Origin of the sequence: Streptomyces sp. NPDC048277, from assembly GCF_040652235.1 — a bacterium.
Taxonomy (GTDB): Bacteria; Actinomycetota; Actinomycetes; order Streptomycetales; family Streptomycetaceae; genus Streptomyces.
This window is the reverse complement of sequence record NZ_JBEZLQ010000031.1, coordinates 16,393-40,939: the sequence shown is the minus strand read 5'-3', so window position 1 is coordinate 40,939 and position 24,547 is coordinate 16,393. Positions and strand designations below refer to the sequence as shown.

Annotated in this window: 19 protein-coding genes and 1 tRNA gene; 5 read left to right on the top strand and 15 right to left on the bottom strand. The window is 70.7% G+C overall.

The genetic code is table 11. From position 1 onward, the window contains the following. Positions 1–21 precede the first annotated feature (21 nt). Both AB0D85_RS43665 and lepA read right to left on the bottom strand, forming a co-directional pair. Entirely contained in the window at positions 22–1,896 is a 1,875-nt protein-coding gene (locus AB0D85_RS43665) for an AMP-dependent synthetase/ligase (protein ID WP_362333950.1), read from the bottom strand. 273 nt (positions 1,897–2,169) lie between these two features. Next, positions 2,170–4,044, bottom strand: coding sequence for a translation elongation factor 4 (gene lepA, locus AB0D85_RS43660; RefSeq protein WP_362333947.1), 1,875 nt, complete (start codon positions 4,042–4,044; stop codon positions 2,170–2,172). Positions 4,045–4,265: 221 nt separating this feature from the next. Between lepA and rpsT the strand changes: the two genes are divergently transcribed. Beyond that, positions 4,266–4,532, top strand: coding sequence for a 30S ribosomal protein S20 (rpsT, locus tag AB0D85_RS43655; protein WP_046733201.1), 267 nt, complete (start codon positions 4,266–4,268; stop codon positions 4,530–4,532). Between the two features lie 262 nt (positions 4,533–4,794). Here rpsT and holA read toward each other — a convergent pair whose 3' ends face one another. The 9 genes from holA to leuS all read right to left on the bottom strand — a co-directional run bounded on the left by holA (position 4,795) and on the right by leuS (position 16,609). Next, positions 4,795–5,784 carry a DNA polymerase III subunit delta gene (gene holA / locus AB0D85_RS43650; protein ID WP_362333942.1) on the bottom strand — a complete coding sequence of 330 codons (990 nt, stop codon included), beginning with the start codon at positions 5,782–5,784 and terminating at the stop codon, positions 4,795–4,797. 83 nt (positions 5,785–5,867) lie between these two features. Then, positions 5,868–6,113 carry a hypothetical protein gene (locus AB0D85_RS43645; RefSeq protein ID WP_362333939.1) on the bottom strand — a complete coding sequence of 82 codons (246 nt, stop codon included), beginning with the start codon at positions 6,111–6,113 and terminating at the stop codon, positions 5,868–5,870. 84 nt (positions 6,114–6,197) lie between these two features. Then, entirely contained in the window at positions 6,198–7,079 is an 882-nt protein-coding gene (locus AB0D85_RS43640) for a YceI family protein (protein ID WP_362333936.1), read from the bottom strand. A 174-nt stretch (positions 7,080–7,253) separates the two neighbouring features. After that, positions 7,254–8,099, bottom strand: coding sequence for an arylamine N-acetyltransferase (locus AB0D85_RS43635; RefSeq protein ID WP_362334184.1), 846 nt, complete (start codon positions 8,097–8,099; stop codon positions 7,254–7,256). A gap of 13 nt (positions 8,100–8,112) precedes the next feature. Further along, entirely contained in the window at positions 8,113–10,686 is a 2,574-nt protein-coding gene (locus AB0D85_RS43630) for a ComEC/Rec2 family competence protein (RefSeq protein ID WP_362333933.1), read from the bottom strand. Next, positions 10,683–11,804 carry a ComEA family DNA-binding protein gene (locus tag AB0D85_RS43625; RefSeq protein ID WP_362333930.1) on the bottom strand — a complete coding sequence of 374 codons (1,122 nt, stop codon included), beginning with the start codon at positions 11,802–11,804 and terminating at the stop codon, positions 10,683–10,685. Before AB0D85_RS43625 ends, AB0D85_RS43630 begins: the two co-directional genes overlap by 4 nt. A gap of 130 nt (positions 11,805–11,934) precedes the next feature. Next, the gene (locus AB0D85_RS43620) at positions 11,935–12,780 is read right to left on the bottom strand and encodes a DegV family protein (RefSeq protein ID WP_362333927.1); all 846 of its coding nucleotides are present in this window, start codon (positions 12,778–12,780) and stop codon (positions 11,935–11,937) included. Positions 12,781–12,852: 72 nt separating this feature from the next. Next, positions 12,853–13,581 (bottom strand): hypothetical protein, encoded by a 729-nt coding sequence (locus AB0D85_RS43615; protein ID WP_362333924.1) that lies wholly within the window; start codon positions 13,579–13,581, stop codon positions 12,853–12,855. Positions 13,582–13,729: 148 nt separating this feature from the next. Next, entirely contained in the window at positions 13,730–16,609 is a 2,880-nt protein-coding gene (leuS, locus tag AB0D85_RS43610; RefSeq protein WP_362333921.1) for a leucine--tRNA ligase, read from the bottom strand. A gap of 427 nt (positions 16,610–17,036) precedes the next feature. Between leuS and AB0D85_RS43605 the strand changes: the two genes are divergently transcribed. After that, positions 17,037–18,353, top strand: coding sequence for a cytochrome b/b6 domain-containing protein (locus tag AB0D85_RS43605; protein ID WP_362333918.1), 1,317 nt, complete (start codon positions 17,037–17,039; stop codon positions 18,351–18,353). After that, positions 18,350–19,963, top strand: a complete 1,614-nt coding sequence (locus tag AB0D85_RS43600; RefSeq protein WP_362333915.1) for an NADH-ubiquinone oxidoreductase-F iron-sulfur binding region domain-containing protein — start codon at positions 18,350–18,352, stop codon at positions 19,961–19,963. Before AB0D85_RS43605 ends, AB0D85_RS43600 begins: the two co-directional genes overlap by 4 nt. A gap of 179 nt (positions 19,964–20,142) precedes the next feature. Here the strand turns inward: AB0D85_RS43600 and AB0D85_RS43595 are convergent. Next, positions 20,143–20,215 (bottom strand) — tRNA-Ala (locus AB0D85_RS43595). Positions 20,216–20,328: 113 nt separating this feature from the next. Here AB0D85_RS43595 and AB0D85_RS43590 point away from each other — a divergent pair. Next, positions 20,329–21,540 (top strand): glycosyltransferase 87 family protein, encoded by a 1,212-nt coding sequence (locus AB0D85_RS43590; protein WP_362333912.1) that lies wholly within the window; start codon positions 20,329–20,331, stop codon positions 21,538–21,540. On the opposite strand, the gene AB0D85_RS43585 is transcribed toward AB0D85_RS43590, so the two are convergent. The 3 genes from AB0D85_RS43585 to AB0D85_RS43575 all read right to left on the bottom strand — a co-directional run bounded on the left by AB0D85_RS43585 (position 21,519) and on the right by AB0D85_RS43575 (position 23,467). Beyond that, a complete protein-coding gene (locus AB0D85_RS43585) occupies positions 21,519–21,752 on the bottom strand; it encodes a hypothetical protein (protein ID WP_006136074.1) in 234 nt (77 codons plus the stop codon). The genes AB0D85_RS43590 and AB0D85_RS43585 overlap by 22 nt on opposite strands. A gap of 3 nt (positions 21,753–21,755) precedes the next feature. Continuing rightward, positions 21,756–21,929: a hypothetical protein gene (locus AB0D85_RS43580; RefSeq protein WP_351954997.1), complete on the bottom strand. Its 174-nt coding sequence runs from the start codon at positions 21,927–21,929 to the stop codon at positions 21,756–21,758. Positions 21,930–21,997: 68 nt separating this feature from the next. Continuing rightward, entirely contained in the window at positions 21,998–23,467 is a 1,470-nt protein-coding gene (locus AB0D85_RS43575) for an MFS transporter (protein ID WP_362333908.1), read from the bottom strand. A gap of 134 nt (positions 23,468–23,601) precedes the next feature. Here AB0D85_RS43575 and AB0D85_RS43570 point away from each other — a divergent pair, with 134 nt between their 5' ends. Then, positions 23,602–24,513 (top strand): helix-turn-helix transcriptional regulator, encoded by a 912-nt coding sequence (locus AB0D85_RS43570; protein WP_362333905.1) that lies wholly within the window; start codon positions 23,602–23,604, stop codon positions 24,511–24,513. Positions 24,514–24,547: the final 34 nt, after the last annotated feature.

The window sequence follows — 24,547 nt, the reverse complement described above, 5'->3', positions numbered from 1 at the left end:
GCCCGCACCCGACAACGCCCCCTAGGCCTCTCGCGTCCCCGCGTACATCTCATCGATGAGGTGCTTGTACTCCCGCTCCACGACCGGCCTCTTGAGTTTCAGGCTCGGTGTGATCTCCCCGTGCTCCACATCGAGATCCCGGGGCAGCAGCCGGAACTTCTTGATGGTCTGCCACTTCTGCAGCCCCGCGTTGAGTTCCTTGACGTAGCCGTCGACCATCTCGACGGCCGCCGGCGCGGCCACGACCTCGGCGTAGGACTTGCCGCCCAGGCCGTTCTCCTTGGCCCACTCCAGGATCGCGACCTCGTCGAGGGCGATCAGGGCGGTGCAGAAGTTCCGGTCGGCGCCGTGGACGAGGATGTTGGAGACGTACGGGCAGACCGCCTTGAACTGTCCCTCGACCTCGGCGGGCGCGATGTACTTGCCGCCGGACGTTTTGATGAGGTCCTTCTTCCGGTCGGTGATCCGCAGATAACCGTCGGGGGACAGTTCGCCGATGTCACCGGTGTGGAACCAGCCGTCGGCCTCCAGGACCTCCGCGGTCTTCTCGGGCAGCCCGTGGTAGCCCTGCATGATGCCGGGGCCGCGCAGCAGGATCTCGCCGTCGTCGGCGATCCGCACCTCGCAGCCGGGCAGCGGCTTGCCGACCGTACCGGTGCGGTAGGCCTCGCCGGGGTTCACGAAGGACGCGGCCGAGGACTCCGTGAGGCCGTAGCCCTCCAGGATGTGCACGCCGGCGCCGGCGAAGAAGTAGCCGATCTCGGGCGCCAGCGCGGCCGACCCGCAGACACAGGCGCGCAGCCGCCCGCCGAAGGCCTCCCGCAGCTTGCTGTAGACGAGCCCGTCGGCGACCTTGTGCTTGGCGGCGAGCGCGAAGGGCGCGGTCGCCTGTCCGGTGCGGCGGAAGTTGTCCTGGGTGGCCTTGGCGTATTCGCGGGCGACCTCGGCCGCCCACTGGAAGATCTTGTACTTGGCGCCGCCGCCCGCGCGGGCCTTCGCCGCGACACCGTTGTAGACCTTCTCGAAGATGCGGGGCACGGCGGCCATGTACGTCGGCTGCACGACCGGCAGATTCTCGATGATCTTGTCGACGCGGCCGTCGACGGCGGTGACGTGGCCGACCTCGATCTGCCCGGAGGTGAGCACCTTGCCGAAGACATGGGCGAGCGGCAGCCACAGGTACTGCACGTCCTCGCTGCTGATCAGCCCGGTCGCGGCGATCGCCTTCGCCATGTACGACCAGTTGTCCTGCGGCAGCCGTACGCCCTTGGGGCGGCCGGTGGTACCGGAGGTGTAGATGAGGGTGGCGAGCTGGTCCTTGGTGATCGCGCCGACCCGCTCCTTGATCAGCTCGGGGTGCTTCTCCAGGTACTTGGCACCGCGCTGCTCCAGTTCGGCGAGCGTGACGACCCAGTCGCCGGTCTCGACGCCGGCCGGGTCGATGACGACGACCTGGATGAGCTCGGGCAGTTCGGCGCGCTTCTCGACGGCCTTGGCGACCTGTGCCGCGTCCTCCGCGATCAGCACCCGGCTGCCGGAGTCGGAGAGGATGAACGCCGACTCCTCGGCGTTGGTCTGCGGATAGACGGTCGTGGTGGCCGCGCCCGCGCACAGGATGCCGAGGTCGGCGAGGATCCACTCGACGCGGGTGGAGGAGGCGAGGGCGACACGCTGCTCGGGCTGGACGCCGAGTTCGATGAGACCGGCCGCGATCGCGTAGACCCGCTCGGCGGCCTGCGCCCAGCTGAGCGACTTCCAGTCGTCCGGGCCCTGACCGGAGGCCGCGGGCACCGGGTAGCGGTAGGCCTCGGCGTCCGGTGTGGCCGCAACGCGATCCAGGAAGAGGGCCGCCACGGACGGCGGTCGGTTCTCGATCAGTGTCTGTGTGTCGCTCACGACATCCTCCGGGGCCCGCGACGGTGCGGCTGGCTCAGTGCGGCTGGGGTTTACTCACGGTGGGGTCAGTACTGGTTGTTTAACTCGCGAGTAACTATCGAGCAGGGATCAGAGTAAGCCGCGACCGGCCCGTACGTAAGGGGCATCGGCCTGTCTGTTTCCCCGCATGTTCCACGCAGAGCGACCCTACGCACGCGTAGGGGCCCGCCACACTTTCGTACGACGGACCCCTGTTGCATCCGATTTGCGGCCGTGACCGATTGTTACCCGCGATTACTTCTTGCTCTTGGCCGATCCCACGCTGTCATCACTGCTCAGCACGGCGATGAAGGCTTCCTGCGGAACCTCCACGGAACCCACCATCTTCATCCGCTTCTTGCCTTCCTTCTGCTTCTCCAGCAGCTTGCGCTTCCGGGAGATGTCACCGCCGTAGCACTTGGCGAGGACGTCCTTGCGGATGGCGCGGATGGTCTCGCGGGCGATGACCCGGGAACCGATGGCGGCCTGGATGGGCACCTCGAAGGCCTGCCGCGGGATCAGCTCGCGCAGCTTGGCGACCAGCCGCACGCCGTACGCGTACGCCGCGTCCTTGTGCGTGATCGCCGAGAAGGCGTCGACCTTGTCGCCGTGCAGCAGGATGTCGACCTTGACCAGGCTGGAGGTCTGCTCGCCGGTGGGCTCGTAGTCCAGCGACGCGTAACCGCGCGTCTTCGACTTCAACTGGTCGAAGAAGTCAAAAACAATTTCCGCGAGCGGCAGCGTGTACCGGATCTCGACGCGGTCCTCCGACAGGTAGTCCATCCCGAGCAAGGTGCCGCGCCGGGTCTGGCACAGCTCCATGATCGAGCCGATGAACTCGGTCGGCGCGAGGATCGTGGCCCGTACGACGGGCTCGTACACCTCGTTGATCTTCCCCTCGGGGAATTCGCTCGGGTTGGTGACCGTGTACTCGGTCCCGTCCTCCATGACCACGCGGTAGACCACGTTCGGCGCGGTGGCGATGAGATCGAGCCCGAACTCGCGCTCCAGCCGCTCGCGGATCACGTCCAGGTGCAGCAGGCCGAGGAAGCCGACGCGGAAGCCGAAGCCCAGCGCCGCCGAGGTCTCCGGCTCGTAGACGAGCGCGGCGTCGTTGAGCTGGAGCTTGTCGAGGGCGTCGCGCAGCTCGGGGTAGTCGGACCCGTCCAGCGGATACAGGCCCGAGAAGACCATGGGCTTGGGGTCCTTGTACCCGCCGAGCGCCTCGGTCGCGCCCTTGTGCAGGGTGGTGATCGTGTCACCGACCTTGGACTGGCGGACGTCCTTCACGCCGGTGATGAGATAGCCCACCTCGCCGACCCCGAGCCCGTCGGCGCCGAGCATCTCCGGAGAGTTGGTGCCGATCTCCAGCAGCTCGTGCGTGGCGCCGGTGGACATCATCCGGATCCGCTCGCGCTTGCTGAGCTGGCCGTCGATGACACGGACGTACGTCACGACACCGCGGTAGGAGTCGTAGACGGAGTCGAAGATCATGGCGCGGGCGGGCGCGTCGGCGACGCCGACCGGTGCCGGGATCTCCTCGACGACCTTGTTGAGCAGCGCGTCGACGCCGATACCGGTCTTGGCGGAGACCCGCAGCACGTCGTCCGGCCGGCAGCCGACCAGGTTCGCCAGTTCCTCGGCGAACTTCTCCGGCTGTGCGGCCGGCAGGTCGATCTTGTTGAGCACGGGGATGATCGTGAGGTCGTTCTCCATCGCCAGGTACAGGTTGGCGAGGGTCTGCGCCTCGATGCCCTGGGCGGCGTCGACGAGGAGGATGGTCCCCTCGCAGGCCGCCAGCGACCGCGACACCTCGTAGGTGAAGTCGACGTGCCCCGGGGTGTCGATCATGTTGAGGATGTGCGTGCTGCCCTGGCCTGGGCCCTCGGTGGGGGCCCAGGGCAGACGTACCGCCTGGGACTTGATCGTGATGCCACGCTCGCGCTCGATGTCCATCCGGTCGAGGTACTGAGCACGCATCTGCCGCTGCTCGACCACACCGGTCAGCTGGAGCATCCGGTCGGCGAGCGTGGACTTGCCGTGGTCGATGTGCGCGATGATGCAGAAATTGCGGATCAGAGCCGGGGCGGTACGGCTCGGCTCGGGCACATTGTTAGGGGTCGCGGGCACGCAGGGTCCTGTCTCTTGAGGCGCCTTATGCCTCGGGTCGGATCTATACGTAGTCTCCATGGTCCCATGGCGAGGGACCGGGGACCGGTTTGGGCCATTCTCCGGCTCGCTGGTAACGTGGGCAGCTGTGTCTCATGCCCTCTCAGCGCGAGGCACATCTTCAAGAAATCATCGGTGCGGGACCTGCACGGCCCCGTACCTGAACCTGAAAAGGCTCATTCGTGGCGAACATCAAGTCCCAGATCAAGCGGATCAAGACCAACGAGAAGGCTCGGCTGCGCAACAAGGCCGTCAAGTCCTCCCTGAAGACCGCGATCCGCAAGGCCCGCGAGGCCGCTGCCGCGGGTGACGTCCAGAAGGCCACCGAGTTGCAGCGCGCTGCCGCGCGTCAGCTCGACAAGGCCGTCTCGAAGGGCGTCATCCACAAGAACCAGGCCGCCAACAAGAAGTCGGCGCTCGCTTCCAAGGTCGCGTCCCTCCAGGGCTGAACCTCTTCTTTGATCTGACCGCCGAAAGGACCCGGGCGGGCCCTCTCTCATCCGCCCCCGATCGGCACCCCGGAGCCACGCGCGGCCTGCGTTCGCCACGCGGGCGTGGCTCCTCACAGCGTGAACCGAAGGCCCCGGCACTTCGCCCTTCCCCAGGGCGGATGCCGGGGCCTTCGGCACTGTCCGGCACTGTCCGGCACTTACCGGCGGACGAAAGCCGGTCCGCCCCGCTCCGGCCCGTTGGTGGAGGCCCCGCGACGCCCTACCCGCGCCCCCGCGACCGCGCCGCCCGCGCGATGGTCACTACTGCCTTCTCCAGGGCGTACTCGGGGTCGTCCCCGCCGCCCTTCACCCCCGCGTCCGCCTCGGCGACAGCCCGCAGCGCCACCGCGACCCCGTCCGGCGTCCACCCGCGCATCTGCTGCCGCACCCGGTCGATCTTCCAGGGCGGCATGCCCAGCTCCCGCGCCAGATCCGCCGGCCGCCCGCCCCGCGCCCCCGACAGCTTCCCGATGGCCCGCACCCCCTGGGCAAGCGCACTCGTGATCATCACCGGCGCGACCCCGGTCGCCAGCGACCACCGCAAGGCCTCCAGCGCCTCGGCCGTACGCCCTTCCACGGCCCGGTCGGCGACGGTGAAGCTCGACGCCTCGGCCCGCCCGGTGTAGTACCGGCCGACGACGGCCTCGTCGATGGTCCCCTCGATGTCCGCGGTGAGCTGGGTCGCGGCCGACGCCAGCTCCCGCAGATCGCTGCCGATGGAGTCGACGAGTGCCTGGCAGGCCTCCGGCGTGGCGGACCGCCCGAGCGCCCGGAACTCGCTTCTGACGAACGCGAGCCGGTCCGCCGGCTTGGTCATCTTCGGACAGGCGACTTCCCGCGCCCCCGTCTTGCGCGCCGCGTCCAGCAGCCCCTTGCCCTTGACCCCGCCCGCGTGCAGCAGCACGAGCGTGATCTCCTCGGCGGGCGCCCCGAGATACGCCTTCACGTCCTTGATCGTGTCGGCGGACAGATCCTGTGCGTTGCGTACGACCACGACCTTGCGCTCCGCGAACAGCGACGGGCTGGTCAGCTCCGCAAGGGTGCCGGGCTGCAACTGGTCCGGGCTCAGGTCCCGTACGTCCGTGTCGGCGTCGGCGGCCCGGGCAGCGGCCACCACCTGCTGCACGGCACGGTCGAGCAGCAGGTCCTCCTGCCCCACGGCAAGCGTCACCGGGGCGAGCGGATCGTCATCAGCAGTCTTCTTGGCCATCGCGCCAAGCATCCCACGGCCCACTGACAACGAGTCCGCGCAGCCGTTCGCCCCTCAGCGGCACGGCTGCCAGTACCGGAAGGTCACGGCTCCTCCCGCCAACCCTCCCACTGCCCGGCGAACTCGTCCAGCTCCGCCGGATCCAGCCGCCCCGCCTCGTCCCTCAGCAGCACCAGCCACTGCGCGTCCTCGGCGTCGTCCTCCCCCGCCAGCGCGTCCCGCACCAGCCGGGGCTCCTCCACGCTCCCGAAGCGCTCCCCGAGCGCCTCGGCGGCTTCCTCCGCCGCATCCCGGTCCGGCAGCACCAGTACATGTCTCACATCGCTCACGGCCCCATTCTCGGGCACCGCCGGCCACCGCAAAGAGCCGGAACCGGCCGGCACGGGCCGTGGGCGCGAGCGGGCGCGGCCCGCTCAGCCCTTCGGCACGATCTGCACGTCGAGGTCGACCCGGATGCTCGGCCCGACGACCGCGATCCCGCGCGCGAGCATCGTCTGCCAGCTCACGGTGAAGTCGTCCCGGTGCAGTTCGGTCGTGGCCCGGCAGGCCGCCCGCACCTCGCCCTCCATGCCGTTGCCGAGCCCGAGGTACTCCGTGTCGAGCGTGACCGTCCGCGTCACACCGTGCAGCGACAGCGCCCCGGTGACGGCCCACCTGGTGCCGCCCTTGTGGACGAACCGGTCGCCGTAGAACTCCAGCGTCGGAAACCGCCGCACGTCCAGGAAGTCCGCCGACCGCAGATGGTCGTCCCGCATCCGGACGCCCGTGTCGATGGTCGCGGCGTCGATCACGATGTGCATCGCGGACTGCTCGACGGGGTCGGCGATCCGCACGACGCCCGCGAACGAGTTGAACCGCCCGTGGATCCGGGCCAGTCCGATGTGCCGCGCGGTGAAGCCGATCGAGGAATGCGTCGGCTCGATCTCCCAGTCCCCCGGTGCCGGCAGGTCCGGGGGCTGGGCGACCTGGAGGGTCACGTCACCGAGCGAGGCGAGGCAGTTCTCGCCGACCAGCGCGGTCGCCCGGTACGGCGTGAACCCCTCGGCGGACACCGCCAGCCGGTACTCCCCGGCCGGCACGGTCGTCACGAACGACCCGTAGGGGTTCGCACCGCCGCTGACCACCGTGCGTCCCATGGTGTCGCTGACCGCGAACTCCGCGTTCACCACCGGTTCGTTGACCGGGTCGAGCACCCGGCAGCTGAGCACCCCGGCGTCGGGCGGAGTCTGCACCGCCGCGAGGGGACTCGTTCGTTGCATCCGGTTCGTCCGGTTTCCCATCAAGCGGCCGAACATCCACGCCACCCCTGTACGCCTCGCCACCATCCGTTGCCGAAGATACATTCGATCACTGATGCGGCTTTCGAGGCAACACGAGCCCACATCACGGTAATCAAGCGCATGCGCCGGAACTACGCACGAGTAGCGTGCTACGCGCCAGTAGTAACTGGTTCTCCCGCGAAGCCCGAATTAACCATTCCGGTTGGCGTTTCGCGGATTTCGCACAGTCGGCACACAGTTCAGCCCGATCCCGAACCGCTCCCGGTAGACCCCGAGCACATCCTCGTCGCGCTCCAACTCCCGTACCTCACGCGTCCCGTCGGCCGCCGTCACCGTCAGCGTCCGCCCACTGAGCGTGATCCGCCCGCCGTCCTCGGTGATCCGGGAACAGACCAGCGACTGCGTGAAGTGGGACGACGGCGAGGTGCTGTGCCACCACGCCCCGGCCGTGAAGTCCCCGAGCACCCGCGGCCGGACCTCCAACCGGTACTCGGGCTTCCCGTCCCGCAGCACGTCCAGGTCCCCGGCCAGCGCGCCGTCCTCTCCCCGTACCCCCGCCGCGTCCGGCCCGGCCCCGGTGATCCGGAACGTCCCGCCGGGATCGGCCTGCTCACCCCGCTCCCCGAACGCCAGCGGGTAGTGGCTGTGCGCCCCGAACCCGACATCGGCGAGCCACTCGTCCCCGTCCACCGTGCGCACCCGCAGCGCGAGATGGTCGTACGGGATCCCGAGCCGCCCCTCGTCCCCGTACACCCGCCCCGCCAGCGGCGTCACCTCGAAACCGAGCGCGGTCAGCAACACCGCGAAAACGCCGTTGAGTTCGTAGCAGAACCCGCCCCGGCCCGCGTCCACCACCTTGTCCAGCAGCCGCTTCTCCTCCAGCACGATCTCCTCGCCGAGGTGGACCGACAGGTTCTCGAAGGGCACGGTCCGCAGATGCAGCAGATGCAACTCACGCAGAGCCCCGGCGGTGGGCCGGGCCGGGCGGGCGGCCCCGAGACGGCGGAGGTAGGCATCGATCCGAGCGGAGTTCACCGAGTTCATGCCCTCAGTCTCGCGCCACTGCCAACTCCCCCGCCTCCCGCCCCGTACGGCCGCCGGTCACGGCGAGCGCCCCGTCCCGGTCGGTCCGCAGCACCACCGCCCCCAGACCCTTGAGCTCGGCCACCGTGCCCGGCGCCGGGTGGCCGTACGGGTTGTCCGCCCCGCACGAGATGAGTGCGACCCTGGGCGCAACCAGCCGCATCAGTTGCGGATCCTGATAAGCGGAACCGTGATGGGCCACTTTCAGAACGTCCACCCGGCCCAGCTCCGCGGCCGCCGGCGACCTCAACAGCTCCTGCTGGGCCGGGGGTTCGAGATCCCCGAGCAGCAGCATCCGCAGTCCCGCCGAACGGACCAGCAGCGTCACACTCGCGTCGTTCGGGCCGTCCGGCACCGGTGCCGGATCCGGCGGCGGCCACAGCACCTGCCAGTCCAGCGGCCCGGCCCTGCGCCGCTCCCCGGCGACCGCCCGCGTGATGGGCACGTGGTGCTCGGCCGCCTCCCTCCGTACGAACTCGGCCTGGTCCGTGGGCTCCTCGAACCCGGTCGTCTCGATCTGCGCCACCGTCCGCCCGCGCAACACCCCGGGCAGCCCCGCGACATGGTCGGCGTGGAAGTGGGTGAGGACGAGGAGCGGGACACGGGTGATGCCGAGTTCCCGCAGGCAGTGGTCGACCAGTGCCGGGTCGGGTCCGGCGTCGACCACCACGCCCGTTCCGGCGCCCGCCGCGAGTACGGTCGCGTCGCCCTGACCGACGTCGCACATCGCCAGCCGCCAGCCGGGCGGCGGCCAGCCCGTGATCACCCGGGCCAGCGGCACCGGCCGCACGACCAGCAGGACGAGCAGCACCCCGAGCGCCCCGCACCACCACGGATGCCGCAGCAACCGCCGTCCCAGCAGTACGACGACCACGGTGACCCCCGCCAGCAGCAGCGCCCCCGCCCAGCTCCCGGGCCAGTCCACTGCCGCACCCGGCAGCCCGGCCCCGGCCCTGGCGATCCCCGCGATCCATCCGGCCGGCCAACTCGCGCACCACGCCAGCACCTTGGCCACCGGCATCGCCACCGGAGCCACCGCGAGCGCCGCGAACCCCAGCACCGTGGCCGGGGCGACCGCGATCTCGGCCAGCAGATTGCAGGGCACCGCCACCAGACTCACCCGCGCCGACAGCACCGCGACCACCGGCGCGCACGCCGCCTGGGCGGCCGCGGCGGCCCCCAGCCCCTCGGCGAGGCGTTCCGGCACCCCGCGTCGCCGCAGTGCCTCGCTCCACCCGGGTGCCAGTACCAGCAGTGCCCCGGTGGCCAGTACGGACAGCAGGAAGCCGTAACTGCGGGCCAGCCACGGGTCGTACAGCACCAGCAGCAGAATCGCCGTCGCCAGCGCCGGCATCAGGGACCTGCGGCGGCCGGTCGCCAGGGCGAGCAGGGCGACGGCTCCGCAGGCCGCGGCCCGCAGCACACTGGGGTCCGGCCGGCACACGACGACGAACCCGAGCGTGAGCGCCGCCGCGAGCAGCGCGGTCGCCCGCAGCGACAGCCCGAGACGCGGGGCGATGCCGCGCCGCTCGACCTGCTGGGCCAGTCCCGGCGGTCCGATGAGCAGGGCGAGCAGGATGGTGAGGTTGCTGCCCGACACCGCGAGGATGTGCGCGAGGTCGGTCTCCTCGAATGCCTCGTCCAGCTCGGGGGTGATCCGCGAGGTGTCCCCGACGACCAGCCCGGGCAGCAGTGCCCGCGCGTCCTCGGGCAGCCCGTCGGTCGCCTCCCGCAGCCCGGCCCGCAACCGCCCGGCCAGCCGCTGCGGCCCGCTCGGCTCCCCCGTCACCGTCGGCGGGGGCGAGTCCCGCACCCGCAGCATCGCCGCTACGTCCCCGCCGGACGTCGCCGGCGCCAGCCGCCCGCTCACTCTCAGCCGGGTGGAGGGCAGCAGCCCGAGCCACTGCGCCCGGCCGCCGCCACCGGGCGCCCGCACCCCCGGATCGATGGTCATCAGCACCGGCGAACGCATCGTCACCGCCGTCCCGTCGCCCGTCTCCACCCGCCGCACATCCCCGCGCACCAGCACGGCGACCGGAGCGGCGTGGTCCCCCTGCACCCGCGGCCTGCTGACCCAGGGATCGCCCGTGAGCTCCACCTCGGCGGTGACGGTCGTGTACCCGCGGGCCAGCCCGGGCACGGGCCCACGGCGCACATCCGCCCCGTGCAGCCCGGCGGACGCGGCCGCCCCGGCGACACAGAGGAGCAGGGCGCCTACGGAGGCGTGCCGCCAAGTCACCTGGGAGGGTGACGTGTTGACGGTCCCCGTTCCCGGTCGAGGGGTCACCCGGCTCCGCCACAGCAGGGCCGCCCCCACGACCAGGCAGGCGACGGCGATCCCGGCCGTCCATCCCGGTGGCACGTCCAGCATCAGTGCCGCAGTCGCCCAGGCGGCCAGCGCGGGCGGCACCAGCCGCAGGTCGGCAGCTCCGTCCTGCCGGGGGTGCGCGGTCCCGAGCCGCCTGCCCGAGCCGGCGTGCACGGCCCGGCGGGATACGCTCCCGGGTCCCGGCGGCGCGCCGTCGGTCACGGCACTCATGGCCGTACCAGATCCCGCAGGTCGGAGAAGCGACGGTCACCGATGCCCTTGACCTGGCGGAGTTCGTCGACGGAACGGAATCCGACGTGCTGGGTGCGGTAGTCGACGATGTGCTGGGCCAGGACCGGGCCGACTCCGGGCAGGGCGTCGAGCTGCTCCACAGTCGCCGTGTTCAGGGAGAGCGGGGCGGCCGGGCCCGCTCCCGCCGCGGCACCCGCGACCTGGCCCGGCGCGGCCGGCGGGGCGGGTCCCCCGACAACGATCTGTTCGCCGTCCACCAGGAAACGGGCCCGGTTGAGACCGCCGGTGTCCGTACCGGGCCGCACCCCGCCCGCCGCCCGGAGCGCGTCGGTCACCCGGGACCCGGCCGGCAGGCTGTGGACCCCCGGCTCACGGACCTTCCCGGTGACGTCCACGACGATCTCACCACCGGACCCACCGGGCGTGGTGGCGGGACGGGCGCCCCCGGTCGGGGCCTTCTCCGCACTCTTCTCGTAGGGTGCCTCAGCGCTCTTCTCGTACGGTGCCTCCGCGCGCACGACCTCCGGTGCGCTCACGGACTCGGTCCGGCCTGTCCAGAAGTGCTGCACGGCCAGGGCCGCGGCCACGACGAGGACCGCTCCGAGGGCGACCGCGCCCCGGCGTTCCAGCCCGCAGCGGGTCTGCAGCCAGACCGGCATCCGCTCCCGGACGGCGATCCCGAGCCTGGCCCGCACTGTGGGGAGCGCCGGCCGGCGGCGGGGTGTGGTCTCGCCGGCCAGCGCGCGGGCCGAGGACATCACGGCCGCCGCTGTGGACAGTGCGGCCGCGGCGGTGCGCACTCCGGATGCGGCGGCGCGCATCCCGGCGGTGGCAGTGGCCGCCGTCAGTCCGGTCGCCGAACCGGTACCGGTCACCGTTCCCGCGTGCGGCGGTCCTTGTCCCGGCTCCGGCCTGGTGACTCCCCGTTCACCGAAGAGGAGTTCCGCACGGCGGCGCAGTTCGTCCGCCGGGGCCGGACGGTGGCGGGTGCGGACCCGGACCGGGGACCGGCGGTGCCGGGTGCGGCCGTCGGAGGTGGGGCCCCGGCCCGGGCCACTGGTCGCATGTGTCGTGTGTGAGCGTGATCGAAGTGCCATGCGACGAGGATGGGGCTTCCCGCCCATTCACGATGATCTTGGTCGATTTCCGTGGATCACGGGCGGGTTGTGGACAACTTCACCACCCGGACGAGTGAAGACGGGGCAGCTGCCGCCCCGGATCCACAGGTCACCGCGGGGAGACGACCGCCCCGAGCAGCCCGGGTCCGGTGTGGGCGCCGATGACCGCGCCGACCTCGCTCACATGCAGGTCGGCCAGCCCGGGCACCCGCGCCCGCAACCGGTCGGCGAGGGCCGAGGCACGGTCGGGGGCGGCGAGATGGTGGACGGCGATGTCCACCTCGGCGCTGCCCGCACGCTCGACGGTGAGCTCCTCGAGGCGGGCGATGGCCCGGGACGCCGTCCGTACCTTCTCCAGGAGTTCGATGCGGCCGCCGTCCAGCTGGAGAAGGGGTTTCACGGCGAGAGCGGAACCCAGCAGAGCCTGGGCGGCACCGATACGGCCGCCGCGGCGCAGATAGTCGAGGGTGTCGACGTAGAAGTAGGAGGAGGTGCCCGCGGCGCGCTTCTCCGCCGCTGTGACGGCCTCGTCGACGGTGCCGCCCGCCTCGGCGGACTCGGCCGCCGCGAGCGCGCAGAAGCCGAGCGCCATCGCGACCATCCCGGTGTCCACCACCCGCACCGGGACGGGTGCTTCGCGGGCCGCGACGACCGCCGCGTCGTAGGTGCCGGAGAGTTCGGCGGACAGGTGCAGCGAGACGATTCCGGCGGCCCCGGACTCGGAGACCCTGCGGTAGGTTTCGGCGAACACCTCCGGGCCGGGCCGGGAGGTGGTGACGGAGCGCCGCTTCTGCAAAGCCTGCGCCAGGGAACGGGTCGAGATCTCGGTGCCCTCTTCGAGGGCCCGGTCGCCCAGGACGACGGTCAGGGGTACCGCGGTGATGCCGTGGCGCTCCATCGTCCGCGGCGGCAGGTAGGCCGTTGAATCGGTGACGATCGCGACATGGCGGGACATGAGCTGGAGGTTACCTGCCGTAGCCCGGGTGCGGCAGCCCGCCCCCACTCACCCGGACCGGGACCGGCCGGATCAAGTGGTGCTCTCCGGCCGGGGCTTCTTCTGCCAGGGGTAGGCCTGACGTCGGCCGGGCGGGGTGATCGCGGGCTTCGCGGGCTCCTCCGGGGCGGCCGAATGCGGTGCCTCCGGCCAGGTCTGGCGGTCGCCGGGGCCGGCGGCGGCATCGGGCCACGGCGGGGTCTCGGACGCGGGGGCCGGTCGGGTCCAGTGCCGCAAGGCGTCCGCCTCGACGCCGATCTGCGTGCTCAGAGTGTCCAGATCGTCGTCGGCGAACCGGCGGGCCCGGTCGCGGGCCGCCCAGCGCAACGCGTCCGCGGACTCGGTGATGCGCTCGGTGCGCCGGCGCAGCTCCGGCAGCCGCGCGGCGAGCGTGGCGCGGTCCGGCTCGGACTCCAGACGCCTGAGCTCGCCGTCCAGTTCCTGCCCGTGCGTACTGAGCCGCTGGAAGAGACCGAGGGACTCCTTCAGCGACTCGTCCTCGGCGACGCCCGCGTGCAACGCGTCCTGGGTGGCCCGCATCGAGGTGCGCAGGCTGAGCCGGAGCTGGGCGATCTCGGCCGCCGGACCGATCTGGACCATGGACTTGGCGCGCAGCGTGTGGTCCTCGACCGTACGCCGGGCCTGCGTGATCGTACGGTCCACACCGCGCTTGGCGGCGCCGACCGCCTTGAACGTGACGTACGCCCCGCCGGCGACGAAGAGCAGAAAGAGCAGGGCAAATACGGCGATCACTGCTTCCACGGCGCTCCTCCGCTCCCGACCACCCGACCGCTTTCGAGCACGGCGTGGGTGGCCGCGCTCTTCAACGGTAAACGCAAAGGGCAGGCCCGGAGTTCCAGAAAAACCCCGAACCTGCCCGTAGGGGACCACCCGGAGGCGGCCTGTGGCGTCACGCCGTGACGATGTTCACCAGCTTCGGCGCGCGCACGATCACCTTGCGGATGTCGGCACCGCCCAGCGCCGCGACGACCTTCTCGTCGGCCAGCGCCGCCTTCTCCAGTTCCTCCTCGGAGATCGCTGGCGGCACCTCCAGGCGGGCCTTGACCTTGCCCTTGATCTGCACGACGCAGGTCACGGTCTCGTCGACGACGAAATTCGGGTCGGCAACCGGGAAGTCCCGGTGCACGACCGAATCGGTGTGGCCCAGCCTGCGCCACAGTTCCTCGGCGATGTGCGGGGCCAGCGGCGCGATCATCAGCACCAGCGGCTCGGCGACCGTACGCGGCACCGCGACACCGGCCTTGGTCAGGTGGTTGTTCAGCTCGGTGACCTTGGCGATGGCGGTGTTGAAGCGCAGGCCCTCCAGGTCCTGACGGACGCCGTCGATCGCCTTGTGCAGGGCACGCAGCGTCTCCTCGTCGGCCTCGGCCTCGGTGACGGTGATCTCACCGGTCGCCTCGTCGATAGTGTTGCGCCACAGCCGCTGCAGCAGCCGGAACTGGCCGACCACCGCACGGGTGTCCCACGGCCGGGAGACGTCCAGCGGGCCCATCGCCATCTCGTACAGGCGCAAGGTGTCGGCGCCGTACTCGGCGCAGATCTCGTCCGGAGTCACCGCGTTCTTCAGGGACTTGCCCATCTTGCCCAGCAGGCGGGTGACCTTCTCGCCCTGGTAGTAGTACTCGCCGCCCAGTTCCTCGACCTCGGCGGCGGGGACCGGGAAGCCGCGGGCGTCGCGATAGACGTAGGCCTGGATCATGCCCTGGTTGAACAGCTTGTGGAACGGCTCGGCGGACGAGACATGCCCCAGGTCGTACAGGACCTTCGACCAGAAACGGGCGTACAGCAGGTGCAGCACCGCGTGCTCGGCGCCGCCGACGTACAGGTCGACACCGCCGTGCGGCATGCCCTCGCGCGGGCCCATCCAGTACTGCTCGATCTCCGGGTCGACCAGCTGCTCGCTGTTGTGCGGGTCCAGGTAGCGCAGCTCGTACCAGCAGGAACCGGCCCAGTTGGGCATGGTGTTGGTCTCGCGGCGGTACTTCTTCGGCCCGTCGCCCAGGTCCAGGGTGACGTTGACCCAGTCCTCGTTGCGCGACAGCGGCGTCTCGGGCTGGGTGTCGGCGTCCTCGGGGTCGAAGGTGCGCGGCGAGTAGTCCTCGACCTCCGGCAGCTCCAGCGGCAGCATCGACTCGGGCAGCGCGTGGGCGACACCGTCCTCGTCGTAGACGATCGGGAAGGGCTCGCCCCAGTAGCGCTGCCGGCTGAACAGCCAGTCGCGCAGCCGGAAGTTGACGGTGCCCTCGCCGATGCCCTTGCGGGCCAGCCACTCGGTGATACGAGCCTTGGCCTCGACGACCGGCAGGCCGTCCAGCTTGATGTCGTCGTTGGAGGAGTTGATGATCTTCGCGTCGTACGACCCGAAGGCGTCCTCCCACGCTGCGGTGTCGGTGCCGCGGCCGTCGGTCGGCTCGACGATGCACACGATCGGCAGCTCGAAGGCGTGCGCGAACTCGAAGTCGCGCTGGTCGCCGGCCGGGACGGCCATGATCGCGCCGGTGCCGTAGCCCATCAGCACGTAGTCGGCGATGAAGACCGGGATCTTGTCGCCGTTGACCGGGTTGGTCGCGTACGCGCCCGTGAAGACGCCGGTCTTGTCCTTGGCCTCGGCCTGCCGCTCCACGTCGGACTTGGCGCCGGCCTGCGCGCGGTACGCGGCGACGGCCTCGGCCGGGTTGGCGTGACCGCCGGTCCACACGTCGTGGGTGCCCTCGGGCCAGGCGGCCGGGACGAACCTGTCGACCAGCGGGTGCTCGGGGGCCAGCACCATGTAGGTCGCGCCGAACAGGGTGTCCGGGCGCGTGGTGAAGACCGTGATCTTCTCGCCGTCGATCGGGAAGTCGACGCGGGCACCCTCGCTGCGGCCGATCCAGTTGCGCTGCTGCAGCTTGATGGCCTCGGGCCAGTCCAGCGCCTCCAGGTCGTCCAGCAGCCGGTCGGCGTAGGCGGTGATGCGCATGTTCCACTGGCGCAGCTTGGCCTTGAAGACCGGGAAGTTGCCGCGCTCGGAGCGGCCGTCGGCGGTGACCTCCTCGTTGGCCAGCACGGTGCCCAGCCCGGGGCACCAGTTGACCGGCGCGTCGGAGGCGTAGGCCAGCCGGAACTCGCCCAGGACGTCGCCGCGCTCGGTGGCCGTCAGCTCGTTCCACGCGCGCGTGTGGCCCGGTACGGAGCGCTCACCCGACTCGAACTGGGCGATCAGCTCGGAGATCGGGCGGGCCTTGTCCGCCTCGTCGTCGTACCAGGAGTTGAAGATCTGCAGGAAGATCCACTGGGTCCACTTGTAGTAGTCCGGGTCGATCGTGGCGAACGACCGGCGCTTGTCGTGGCCCAGGCCCAGCCGGCGCAGCTGGGCCTTCATGTTCTCGATGTTGGACTCGGTGGACACACGCGGGTGCGTGCCGGTCTGCACGGCGTACTGCTCGGCCGGCAGGCCGAAGGCGTCGAAGCCCAGGGTGTGCAGGACGTTGTGGCCGTTCATCCGCTGGAAGCGGGCGAAGACGTCGGTGGCGATGTAGCCCAGGGGGTGGCCGACGTGCAGGCCCGCACCGGACGGGTAGGGGAACATGTCCATGATGAACTTCTTGGGCTTGGCGACCAGCGCGGGATCGCCCGCCAGGTCGCCCTTGGGGTTCGGCGCCGCGTAGGTGCCGTCGGCGTCCCAGAAGTCCTGCCAGCGTGCCTCGATCTCGGCCGCCAGAGCGGCCGTGTAGCGGTGCGGCGCTGCCTCCGCCGACGTGGCGGCGGCAGCGGGGTTCGTCTCGCTCATGATCCTCAAAGCTCCATCGATCGTCTCTGCCTGCGGCTGCGAACTTTCTAGAAACGAAAAATCCCCTCGCACAGGAGGGGACGCCGCGCCGATGCCGACCAGCCGTTTGGTCCGGCGGTCGGGACTGATCAGCGCGGCCCGCTAAGCAGAAGGCGTACGGCACGCATGGCGTCAGGGTACCGCAGCCCTTGAGCAAGCTGCGACGCACTTACGTATCAATGGTTGACACGTGCGTCTAAGGCGACCATCGGGACGAGAGTTGAACTACGTTCAAAAATTACTTCGCGTAACGCCCGCTAAGGGACATCACAAGAGCCGCACCGCTCTTTGATAACAACGCAATAACTCAAACCTCGTACTGATCGGTATGGCGCCACTTAGGCTGCGGCACCGGGACCGCTTTCCCGAACTGCTCGGAGTTGCCCCCATGAACCCTCGTCGTAGTAACAGCTCGCTCCCCAAGCCAGGCCGCTCGGCCTACGGGGTGGCGTCCGCTGTCGTTCTGCTGCTCATACCCGTTGTGGTCCTACTTGGAGGTGACTGGCTGCAGCAGTTCCTGAACTTCGGTGCGGGCGTCCTGTCGCTCGTCTGTCTCACCTGCTCATGCATCTGGGGCCTGGTCGCCCAGGACCGGATCCTCCTCAACATCCGCCAGCGGATCGTGGCACAGGCCATCCACCGGGTCACCGCCGTCGCGTCGATCGCGTTCGTGTTCGTGCACATCGGAGTCAAGATCGCGCTGGACCACGCCGACTGGATCGCGGCCCTGATCCCCTTCGGCTGGCTCGTCACAGGCAGCGGTGAAGCGAACCCCGGCAGTGCCACCCTCATCGGCATGGGCTCCATGGCCGCCTACCTCATGATCTTCGTGGGCATCACCGGAGCACTGCGCAACCAGTTCGCCACCCCCGCGCCGGTCGCGGCCCGCTGGCGCGCGATGCACATGATGGCCTACCCGGCCCTGTGCTTCGCGATCATCCACGGCCTGTTCGCGGGACGAGCGGCGAAGCCGTTCTTCATGATCTCGTACGAGCTGTGCCTGGCCGGAATCATCGCGGCCCTCGCTCTGCGCGCGGCGCCGCGCCCGTTCAAGCGCAAGTTCGCCGACCGGCTGGTCACGCTCCTGGGCGACTCGGAGCGGTCGAGCCTGAACGACCTGGACGCCAGCCGCGCCCGGGTGGGCGAGTCCGGGCTGTCGGGCTACGAGGGCGGGCGTGAGCGTGAGCCGAGGCCGTCGCGTGCCGACACGGCGACCTCTCAGTCGAACCCGCTGTTCCCGACCGCCGCACCCACCCCCGAGCCGGCCTCCGGTTTCGCGGCCGCCTACCGGGCCACGACGCCCACGCCCGGCCAGCCGCAGTCGCCCTTCGCCGCCGGTCAGACCGCGCGGATGGAGCGGCTGGACATGCAGGGCACCCAGGCCATGCCGCGCATGGACGGCCCCGGCAGCACCTCGGGCAGCTGGCCGATCCCGTCTCCGCCGCCGGTCGGCGAGGCACCTCCGTCGGCGTACGACCCGATGCAGGACACCGGATACAACATTCCGGTCTACGGCAATTCGGGCGCCGGTGGAACGGCGGGACGTGATGTGTATGACACCGGTGAGACGAACGCCCGCTATGGGACGTACAACTCGAACGACACGTACAACAGCGGTCCCGCCAACGAACCAGCGCCCGGCGCGTCCTTCGACGCACCGGGTTCGGGCGAACCTTGGAACACGCCTTCCGGAGGCTATAGGTGAACGAGGCCCTGCCCGACGTCCCAGAAGTCCGCGTGGTCGGCCTTCCGCAGCTCACGTCGGGCTTCGACCTTGTCGAAAGACTCGATCTGCCCATGCACCTCAAGGTGCACGGGCCGCTTGAACCCCTGGGCGGGGAGCAGCTCGCGCAGCTCTCCGAACGCATCAACCTGAAGGGCCGCGGCGGCGCGGGCTTCCCCTTCCACAAAAAGCTGCGCTCGGTCGCCGAAGCGGCGATCAAGCGTGGCATTCGGCCGGTGGTCGTCGTCAACGGCAGCGAGGACGAGCCGGCCTGCCGCAAGGACACGGTGCTGATCAACCGTGCTCCGCATCTGATCCTGGACGGCGCGCTGCTGTGCGCCGAGGCGCTGGGTGCCCGCACGCTCGTGGTGGGGGTCACCCGGGAGTCCACGCAGCGTTCCATGGAGCAGGCGCTCGCCGAACGGGGTCTGAGCACGGGCCGCCGTTCGGCGCTGAAGGCGTTCGTCCAGCGCAACCCGGTCCGCATGGTCACCGGTGCCGCCGCGTCACTGATCCGCTCGATCGACGGCGGCCCGGCGATCCCGCCCGGCCGCAAGACCAGCGCCTCGCAGAACGGCGTCGGCGGGGCGCCCACGCTGCTGTCGAACGCGGAGACGTTCGCACAGCTGGCGATCGCCGCCCGTATCGGCCCGGAGCGTTACGGCAACACCGGGCTGTACGACGAGCCGGGCACCGTGATGCTGACGGTCTCCGGTGCGGTCGCCCGCCCCATGGTGATCGAGGTCCCCACGGGTGTGCCGCTGCGCTACGTCCTGCAGCTGGCCGGCGCCCCGCCGGTGCCGCAGGGTGTGCTGACGGGCGGCTACCACGGCAGGTGGATCGACGCGGCGACGGTCAACGAGGCGATCGTCTCTCGCAACTCGCTCGACGCGGTGGGTGGTGCGCTGGGCGCCGGGGCGATCCTGCCGATCACGCAGGAGACGTGTCCGCTGGGCGAGTCGCTGCGGGTCGCGCAGTGGCTGGCGGAGGAGAGCGCGGGACAGTGCGGTCCCTGTTACCTCGGTCTGCCGGCGGCCGCGCGCGGTATGGAGGACATCCTCAACGGCGGCGGGCCCGCCGCTCTGGAGGCGCTCAAGCAGGTCGCGAAGAACGTGAAGCGGCGCGGCGCGTGCTCGCACCCGGACGGCTCCGCGATGTTCCTGGAGTCGACGATCAAGGCGTTCACCGACGACCTGGCGGCGCACGTCCTCGGAAACGGCTGCGGACGGCCCGTGGAGGGCGTTCTGCCGCTCTTCGAGGACGGCAAGATGCCCACCGGCATCCCGGGCGGCGGAGAGCCCGAGGACAACGGTGGCGGCAGCCGTCAGAAGATCTACGTCGACTGGACGCTGTGCCGCGGCCACGGTCTGTGCGCGGACATCCTCCCGGAGGTCTTCGAGCTGGGCGCCGACGGCTTCCCCACCGTGGCGCAGGCGAAGGTGCCGCGGTTCGCGGAGGCCAAGGCGATCCGCGCAGTGCGGCGCTGCCCGGCGCTCGCCCTGCGTATCGAGGAGGACACCCGTTCCCAGGCGCCGGCCAAGAACCTGCCGGTTCTCTCGCAGGGCCGCGGCCGCCGGGCCCTGGGCCGCTGACGGCGCCGAACCGCATCAGGACCACGGCAGGCACGACGTGGTGAGGGGGGCCACCCGACCGGGTGGCCCCCCTCACCACGTGGCACATGTATTCCGGTGTTGTTGAACAACCGTTTCCGATGTTCCCGAACAACGCCGAAGGCGGACCGTCCAACCGGACGATCCGCCTTCGATTTCTGTGGAGCTAAGGAGAATTGAACTCCTGACCTCCTGCATGCCATGCAGGCGCTCTACCAACTGAGCTATAGCCCCTTGTTTTGGTCCGCCCGGTTTCCCCGGCGGCGACGCCAACATTACACGGTCGGCAGGGTGCACCACCAAATCGTTTCCGTTCTGCGTGGATACGGGCGCTAGTGTCGGACTTCGTGACCGTGATCGCGTTCTCGGAGACCCGGCGCCGGGTGTCGGTGGCCCTGGGGGCGTGCCTCTTGTCGTTCACGGCGTTCTGGTTGGCGCAGCGGGCCGCGCACGTGTCGATGATCGACCTGATGGTCTACCGGGCGGAGGGGACGACCGTCCGCGCGGGCGGCGACCTCTACGCACTGCGTACGACGGCGGCTCATCTGCCGTCCACCTACCCGCCGTTCGCGGCCCTGTTGTTCACTCCGCTGACGCTGCTGGACGTCACGGGCATGCGCACGCTGGCGACGGCCGGGAATCTCGTCCTTCTGGTGGTGTTCGTCGGGCTGTCGATGCGTCTTGTGGGGCACGCGCGCGTGGAGGGCGTGCTGTGGGTCGCCGCCGCGGCGGTGTGGTGCGAGCCGGTGTGGACGACCGTGCGCTACGGGCAGGTCAATCTGCTGCTGGCCGTGCTGGTCCTGTGGGATCTGTCACGCCGTCCCGCCGAACGCCCGGGCCGCTGGGCGGGGGTGGGCGTCGGGCTCGCGGCCGCGGTCAAGCTGACGCCGGCCCTGTTCGTGGTGTTCCTGCTCGCCACGGGCCTGGTGGCGCGGGTCGGGGGCCGGGACGGGGGCCCGTGGCTGCGGCACGCGCGCGGGGCGGCGGCGGCCTTCGCGGGGGCGACCCTGCTGGCGGCGGCCGTCCTGCCGTACGACTCATGGCGGTTCTGGACCGGGATGGTGTTCCGGACGAGCCGGGTGGGGCGGGCCGAGGAGACCGCGAATCAGGCCCTGCGCGGCGTTCTGGCGCGGTTGCTGCACACTCCCGAGCCGGGAGCCCTCTGGGCCGCCGCGGCGGCTCTGACGGCCGTTGTGGGGCTCGCGGTGGCGGTCGCGGCGGAGCTGCGCGGCCGGCGGGCCTGGGCGGTGGCCGTGTGCGCGGTGACCGCGTTGCTGATCAGCCCGGTGTCCTGGTCGCACCACTGGGTGTGGTGCGTGCCGGTGGTGCTGCTGCTGTGGACGCGCGGGCACCGGGCGGCCGCCGTGGGCACGCTGACGGTCTTCTGCTCGTACGCGCTGTGGTGGGTGCCACACGGGCACGGGCGGCCCGAACTGCACCAGAACGCCGTCGGCTTGTCGCTGTCGGCGCTCTACCCGGTCACCGGTGTGCTGTTCCTGGCGCTCGCCCGGACATCGTTGCCGAAGCCGGGCCCCGCTCAGGCCGTGACGAACGAATAGAACCTCTTGAGCGTGCAGTGCTCCTCGAGGAGACGGCCGTAGATCGGCTCGCCCTCCAGCTCACGGTAGGTCTCGATCGGGTCGCCTTTTATGATCAGCGCCCGCGCGCATTCCTCGCACCAGTACTGGTAGTCGGGGTTGATCGGCTCCATGTCGCGGACGATCGGGGTACCGCTCCCGCACCAGTCGCACTTCCGCCTGTGTGCACCCATCGATCAGCTCCAGCTGTGGCCGCAGGCCGTGCACACGTAGGAGATCCCGCCGTTGTCGCCCAGTACTTGGGCCACATGCGCGGAACCGCAGGAAGGGCAGAGCAGCCGGGTGATCGTGTCCCGTATCAACGCCGCACCGAGGAGGTGGCCGCCCTCCCCAAGGATGCTCGCAGGCATCGCTACTCCTCCCGTCGGGCCGCGCCCCCTTCCGGCCGTTTGATTCTGCCACGGCCGGACCAATACGGTCAGCGACGCCTCAGTACCAGTCCGGACACGGCACCCGCGGCCGCCGTCGCGGCGAGCGCCCATGCGCAGGCTGACAGCGCCTCCGCAGAGGTATACGCCCGTGGGACCCCAAGTGACTCAAGGCGGTTCAAGAACAGTGTGCCGAATGCGGCGACGCCGATGAGCTGGCCGAGTTGGGTGACGGTCGCCAGGAGGCCGCTGGCGTCCGCCGCGTCCTCGGGGCGCACGGTTGCGAGCGCGCCGGTGAGCGTCGGGCTGAAGGCGAGCGCGAGCCCCACGCCCACGCCGGCGTACGCCACATAGAGCCACGCGCCCCCGTCGCCGCCCCCGTGGAAGGCCAGCCCGACGCCGGCCACGCCCAGCGCGGTCAGTGCGAAGCCGACCGGGACCAGCGTCCGCTGCCAGGAGGCGGGCCAGCGGCGCCAGGTCAGGGCGACCGCGCCGAAGACGACGGCGGTCGGCGCGAAAGTGAGGCCGGCGCGCAGCGCGCTGTAGCCGAGGCCGCTCTGGACGTGCAGGGTGATCGTGAAGAGGAATCCGGCGTTGACGGCCATGACGGCGAGGACGCGGAAGACGGCCACCCCCATGCCGGGGTGGCGCAGCACCCGGGGTGCGACGATCGGGGCGCCGCCGCGCCGGGCCAGCCGGGACTCGTAACCGCAGAACAGCGCGAACAGGAGCACCGCGGCGGCCAGGGACAGCCAGGACCACAGCGGCCAGTCCTCCTCCTGGCCGAGCACCAGGGGGACCGTCAGCAGCGACACGGCTGCCGCCAGCAGGACCAGCCCGGGCAGGTCCATGCCCCGCGCCCGCTCCGGCCCGGATCCGGCGCCGGACGGCAGGACGCGCCTGCCGAGGAGGAGGAGTACGGCGCCGACCGGCACGTTGACGAGGAACACCGGCCGCCAGCCGGTGCCGAAGAGGTCGGCGCTGACCAGGACGCCGCCGACGACCTGGCCGGCGGCGGCGCCGACCGCGAGGACCGCCGAGTAGGCGCCGAGCGCCCGGATGCGGGCCTCGCCGGTGAAGGTGCGCTGGATGATGCTGAGGACCTGCGGGATCATCACCGCGGAACCGGCGCCCTGCACCAGCCGGAACACGATCAGCTCGGTGACACCGTGGGCCAGGCCGCAGGCCAGTGAGGCCGTCGTGAACAGGGCGAGTCCCGCGAGGTGGACGCGGCCGTGGCCGAGCCGGTCGCCCAGGCGGGCGCCGGTGATCAGCAGCACGGAGTAGGTGATGGCGTAGCCGGCGACGACCAGTTGCAAGTCGGCGCCGGTGGCGTGGAGTTCGGAACCGATGGTGGGCGCCGCGACGTTCACGATGAAGACGTCGAGCACCGCCATGAAGAGGGCCGCGAGGACGACCGCGAGGAGCAGCCGGGGCCGGTTGTCAGTGCCGGGTGCTTCACTTTTCGCAGGGCTCGGAGCGGGTGCCGGGCCGGGTCCCGGCCGGGATGTCGTCGTCATGTGTCCGAGCGTGGCGACGGGCCGGTACGGGTGCCGAGAGCCCGCCGATGCTGGTACTGGCAGCACCTGGCAGCACCTGGCAGGGGGCGGGTGCTGCGACCACGATGGAGGACGTGACGACGGGGGACGTGAGGATGGGGACGACAGCACACCGCCGCAGGCCGGAGCTGGCCGCGTTCCTGCGCACCAGGCGGGCCCGGGTGAAGCCGGCCGACGTAGGTATGCCGCCGGGGTTGCGGCGGCGCACTCCGGGGCTGCGCCGGGAGGAGGTCGCCCAGCTCTCGGGGGTGGGTGTGACCTGGTACACATGGCTGGAGCAGGGCCGGCCGATCAACGCGTCGCCGCAGGTGCTGGACGCGGTGGCGCGCACGCTGATGCTGGACCCGCCGGAGCGGGAGCATCTGTACCGGCTGGCGGAGGTTCCCTTCGCGCCGGCGCCCGAGGGGTTGTCCCGGTCGGTCGGCGCGGAGGTGCAGGGCATCATCGACGCCCTGGACCCCCTGCTCGCGGTCGTCTACACGTCGCGCTACGACGTGCTGGCCACCAACACCGCCTACCGGGACCTGTTCCTGGTGCCGGAGACGGTGCGGATCGGCGTGCCGAACGTGCTGTGGACGCTGTTCACGGTGTCGGAGGAGGCCTGCCCGGTGGTGTACCGGGAACGTGAACTGCCGAAGATGGTGGCGACGCTGCGGTCCTCCTACGGCAGACATGTCGGCGAGCCGGCCTGGGAGGACTTCATACGCGCGCTTTCGGAGGCCAGTCCGTTCTTCGCCCGGCTGTGGGCGAGCGGTGCGGTGGCGCAGCCGGGGCCGCGGGTGAAGACGTTCCGTCATGAGTCGGTGGGCGAGTTGCGGATGACGTCGCAGTCGCTGTCGATCGACGGGATGCCGGAGTCCCGGATCGTGGTCTACACGCCGGAGGACGAACGGACGCGGGAGAAGGTCGCGTTGCTGCGGGAGCGCAGGCAGCGGCTGTGGCCGGTGACCGGCGAGGAGGTCGCGGCGATCATCCGGGACTGGAACACGGAAAATCCCGCCCTCTGAAGAGGACGGGATTCCCATCACCGATCTTTGACAA

Excerpts from the sequence above, each read along its gene's own strand:
- holA (WP_362333942.1), bottom strand. The coding sequence starts at position 5,784 with ATGGCCAAGAAGACTGCTGATGACGATCCGCTCGCCCCGGTGACGCTT.
- AB0D85_RS43640 (WP_362333936.1), bottom strand. The coding sequence starts at position 7,079 with ATGTTCGGCCGCTTGATGGGAAACCGGACGAACCGGATGCAACGAACG.
- AB0D85_RS43630 (WP_362333933.1), bottom strand. The coding sequence starts at position 10,686 with ATGAGTGCCGTGACCGACGGCGCGCCGCCGGGACCCGGGAGCGTATCC.
- AB0D85_RS43625 (WP_362333930.1), bottom strand. The coding sequence starts at position 11,804 with ATGGCACTTCGATCACGCTCACACACGACACATGCGACCAGTGGCCCG.
- AB0D85_RS43620 (WP_362333927.1), bottom strand. The coding sequence starts at position 12,780 with ATGTCCCGCCATGTCGCGATCGTCACCGATTCAACGGCCTACCTGCCG.
- leuS (WP_362333921.1), bottom strand. The coding sequence starts at position 16,609 with ATGAGCGAGACGAACCCCGCTGCCGCCGCCACGTCGGCGGAGGCAGCG.
- AB0D85_RS43605 (WP_362333918.1), top strand. The coding sequence starts at position 17,037 with ATGAACCCTCGTCGTAGTAACAGCTCGCTCCCCAAGCCAGGCCGCTCG.
- AB0D85_RS43585 (WP_006136074.1), bottom strand. The coding sequence starts at position 21,752 with ATGGGTGCACACAGGCGGAAGTGCGACTGGTGCGGGAGCGGTACCCCG.
- AB0D85_RS43580 (WP_351954997.1), bottom strand. The coding sequence starts at position 21,929 with ATGCCTGCGAGCATCCTTGGGGAGGGCGGCCACCTCCTCGGTGCGGCG.
- AB0D85_RS43575 (WP_362333908.1), bottom strand. The coding sequence starts at position 23,467 with ATGACGACGACATCCCGGCCGGGACCCGGCCCGGCACCCGCTCCGAGC.
- AB0D85_RS43570 (WP_362333905.1), top strand. The coding sequence starts at position 23,602 with ATGGGGACGACAGCACACCGCCGCAGGCCGGAGCTGGCCGCGTTCCTG.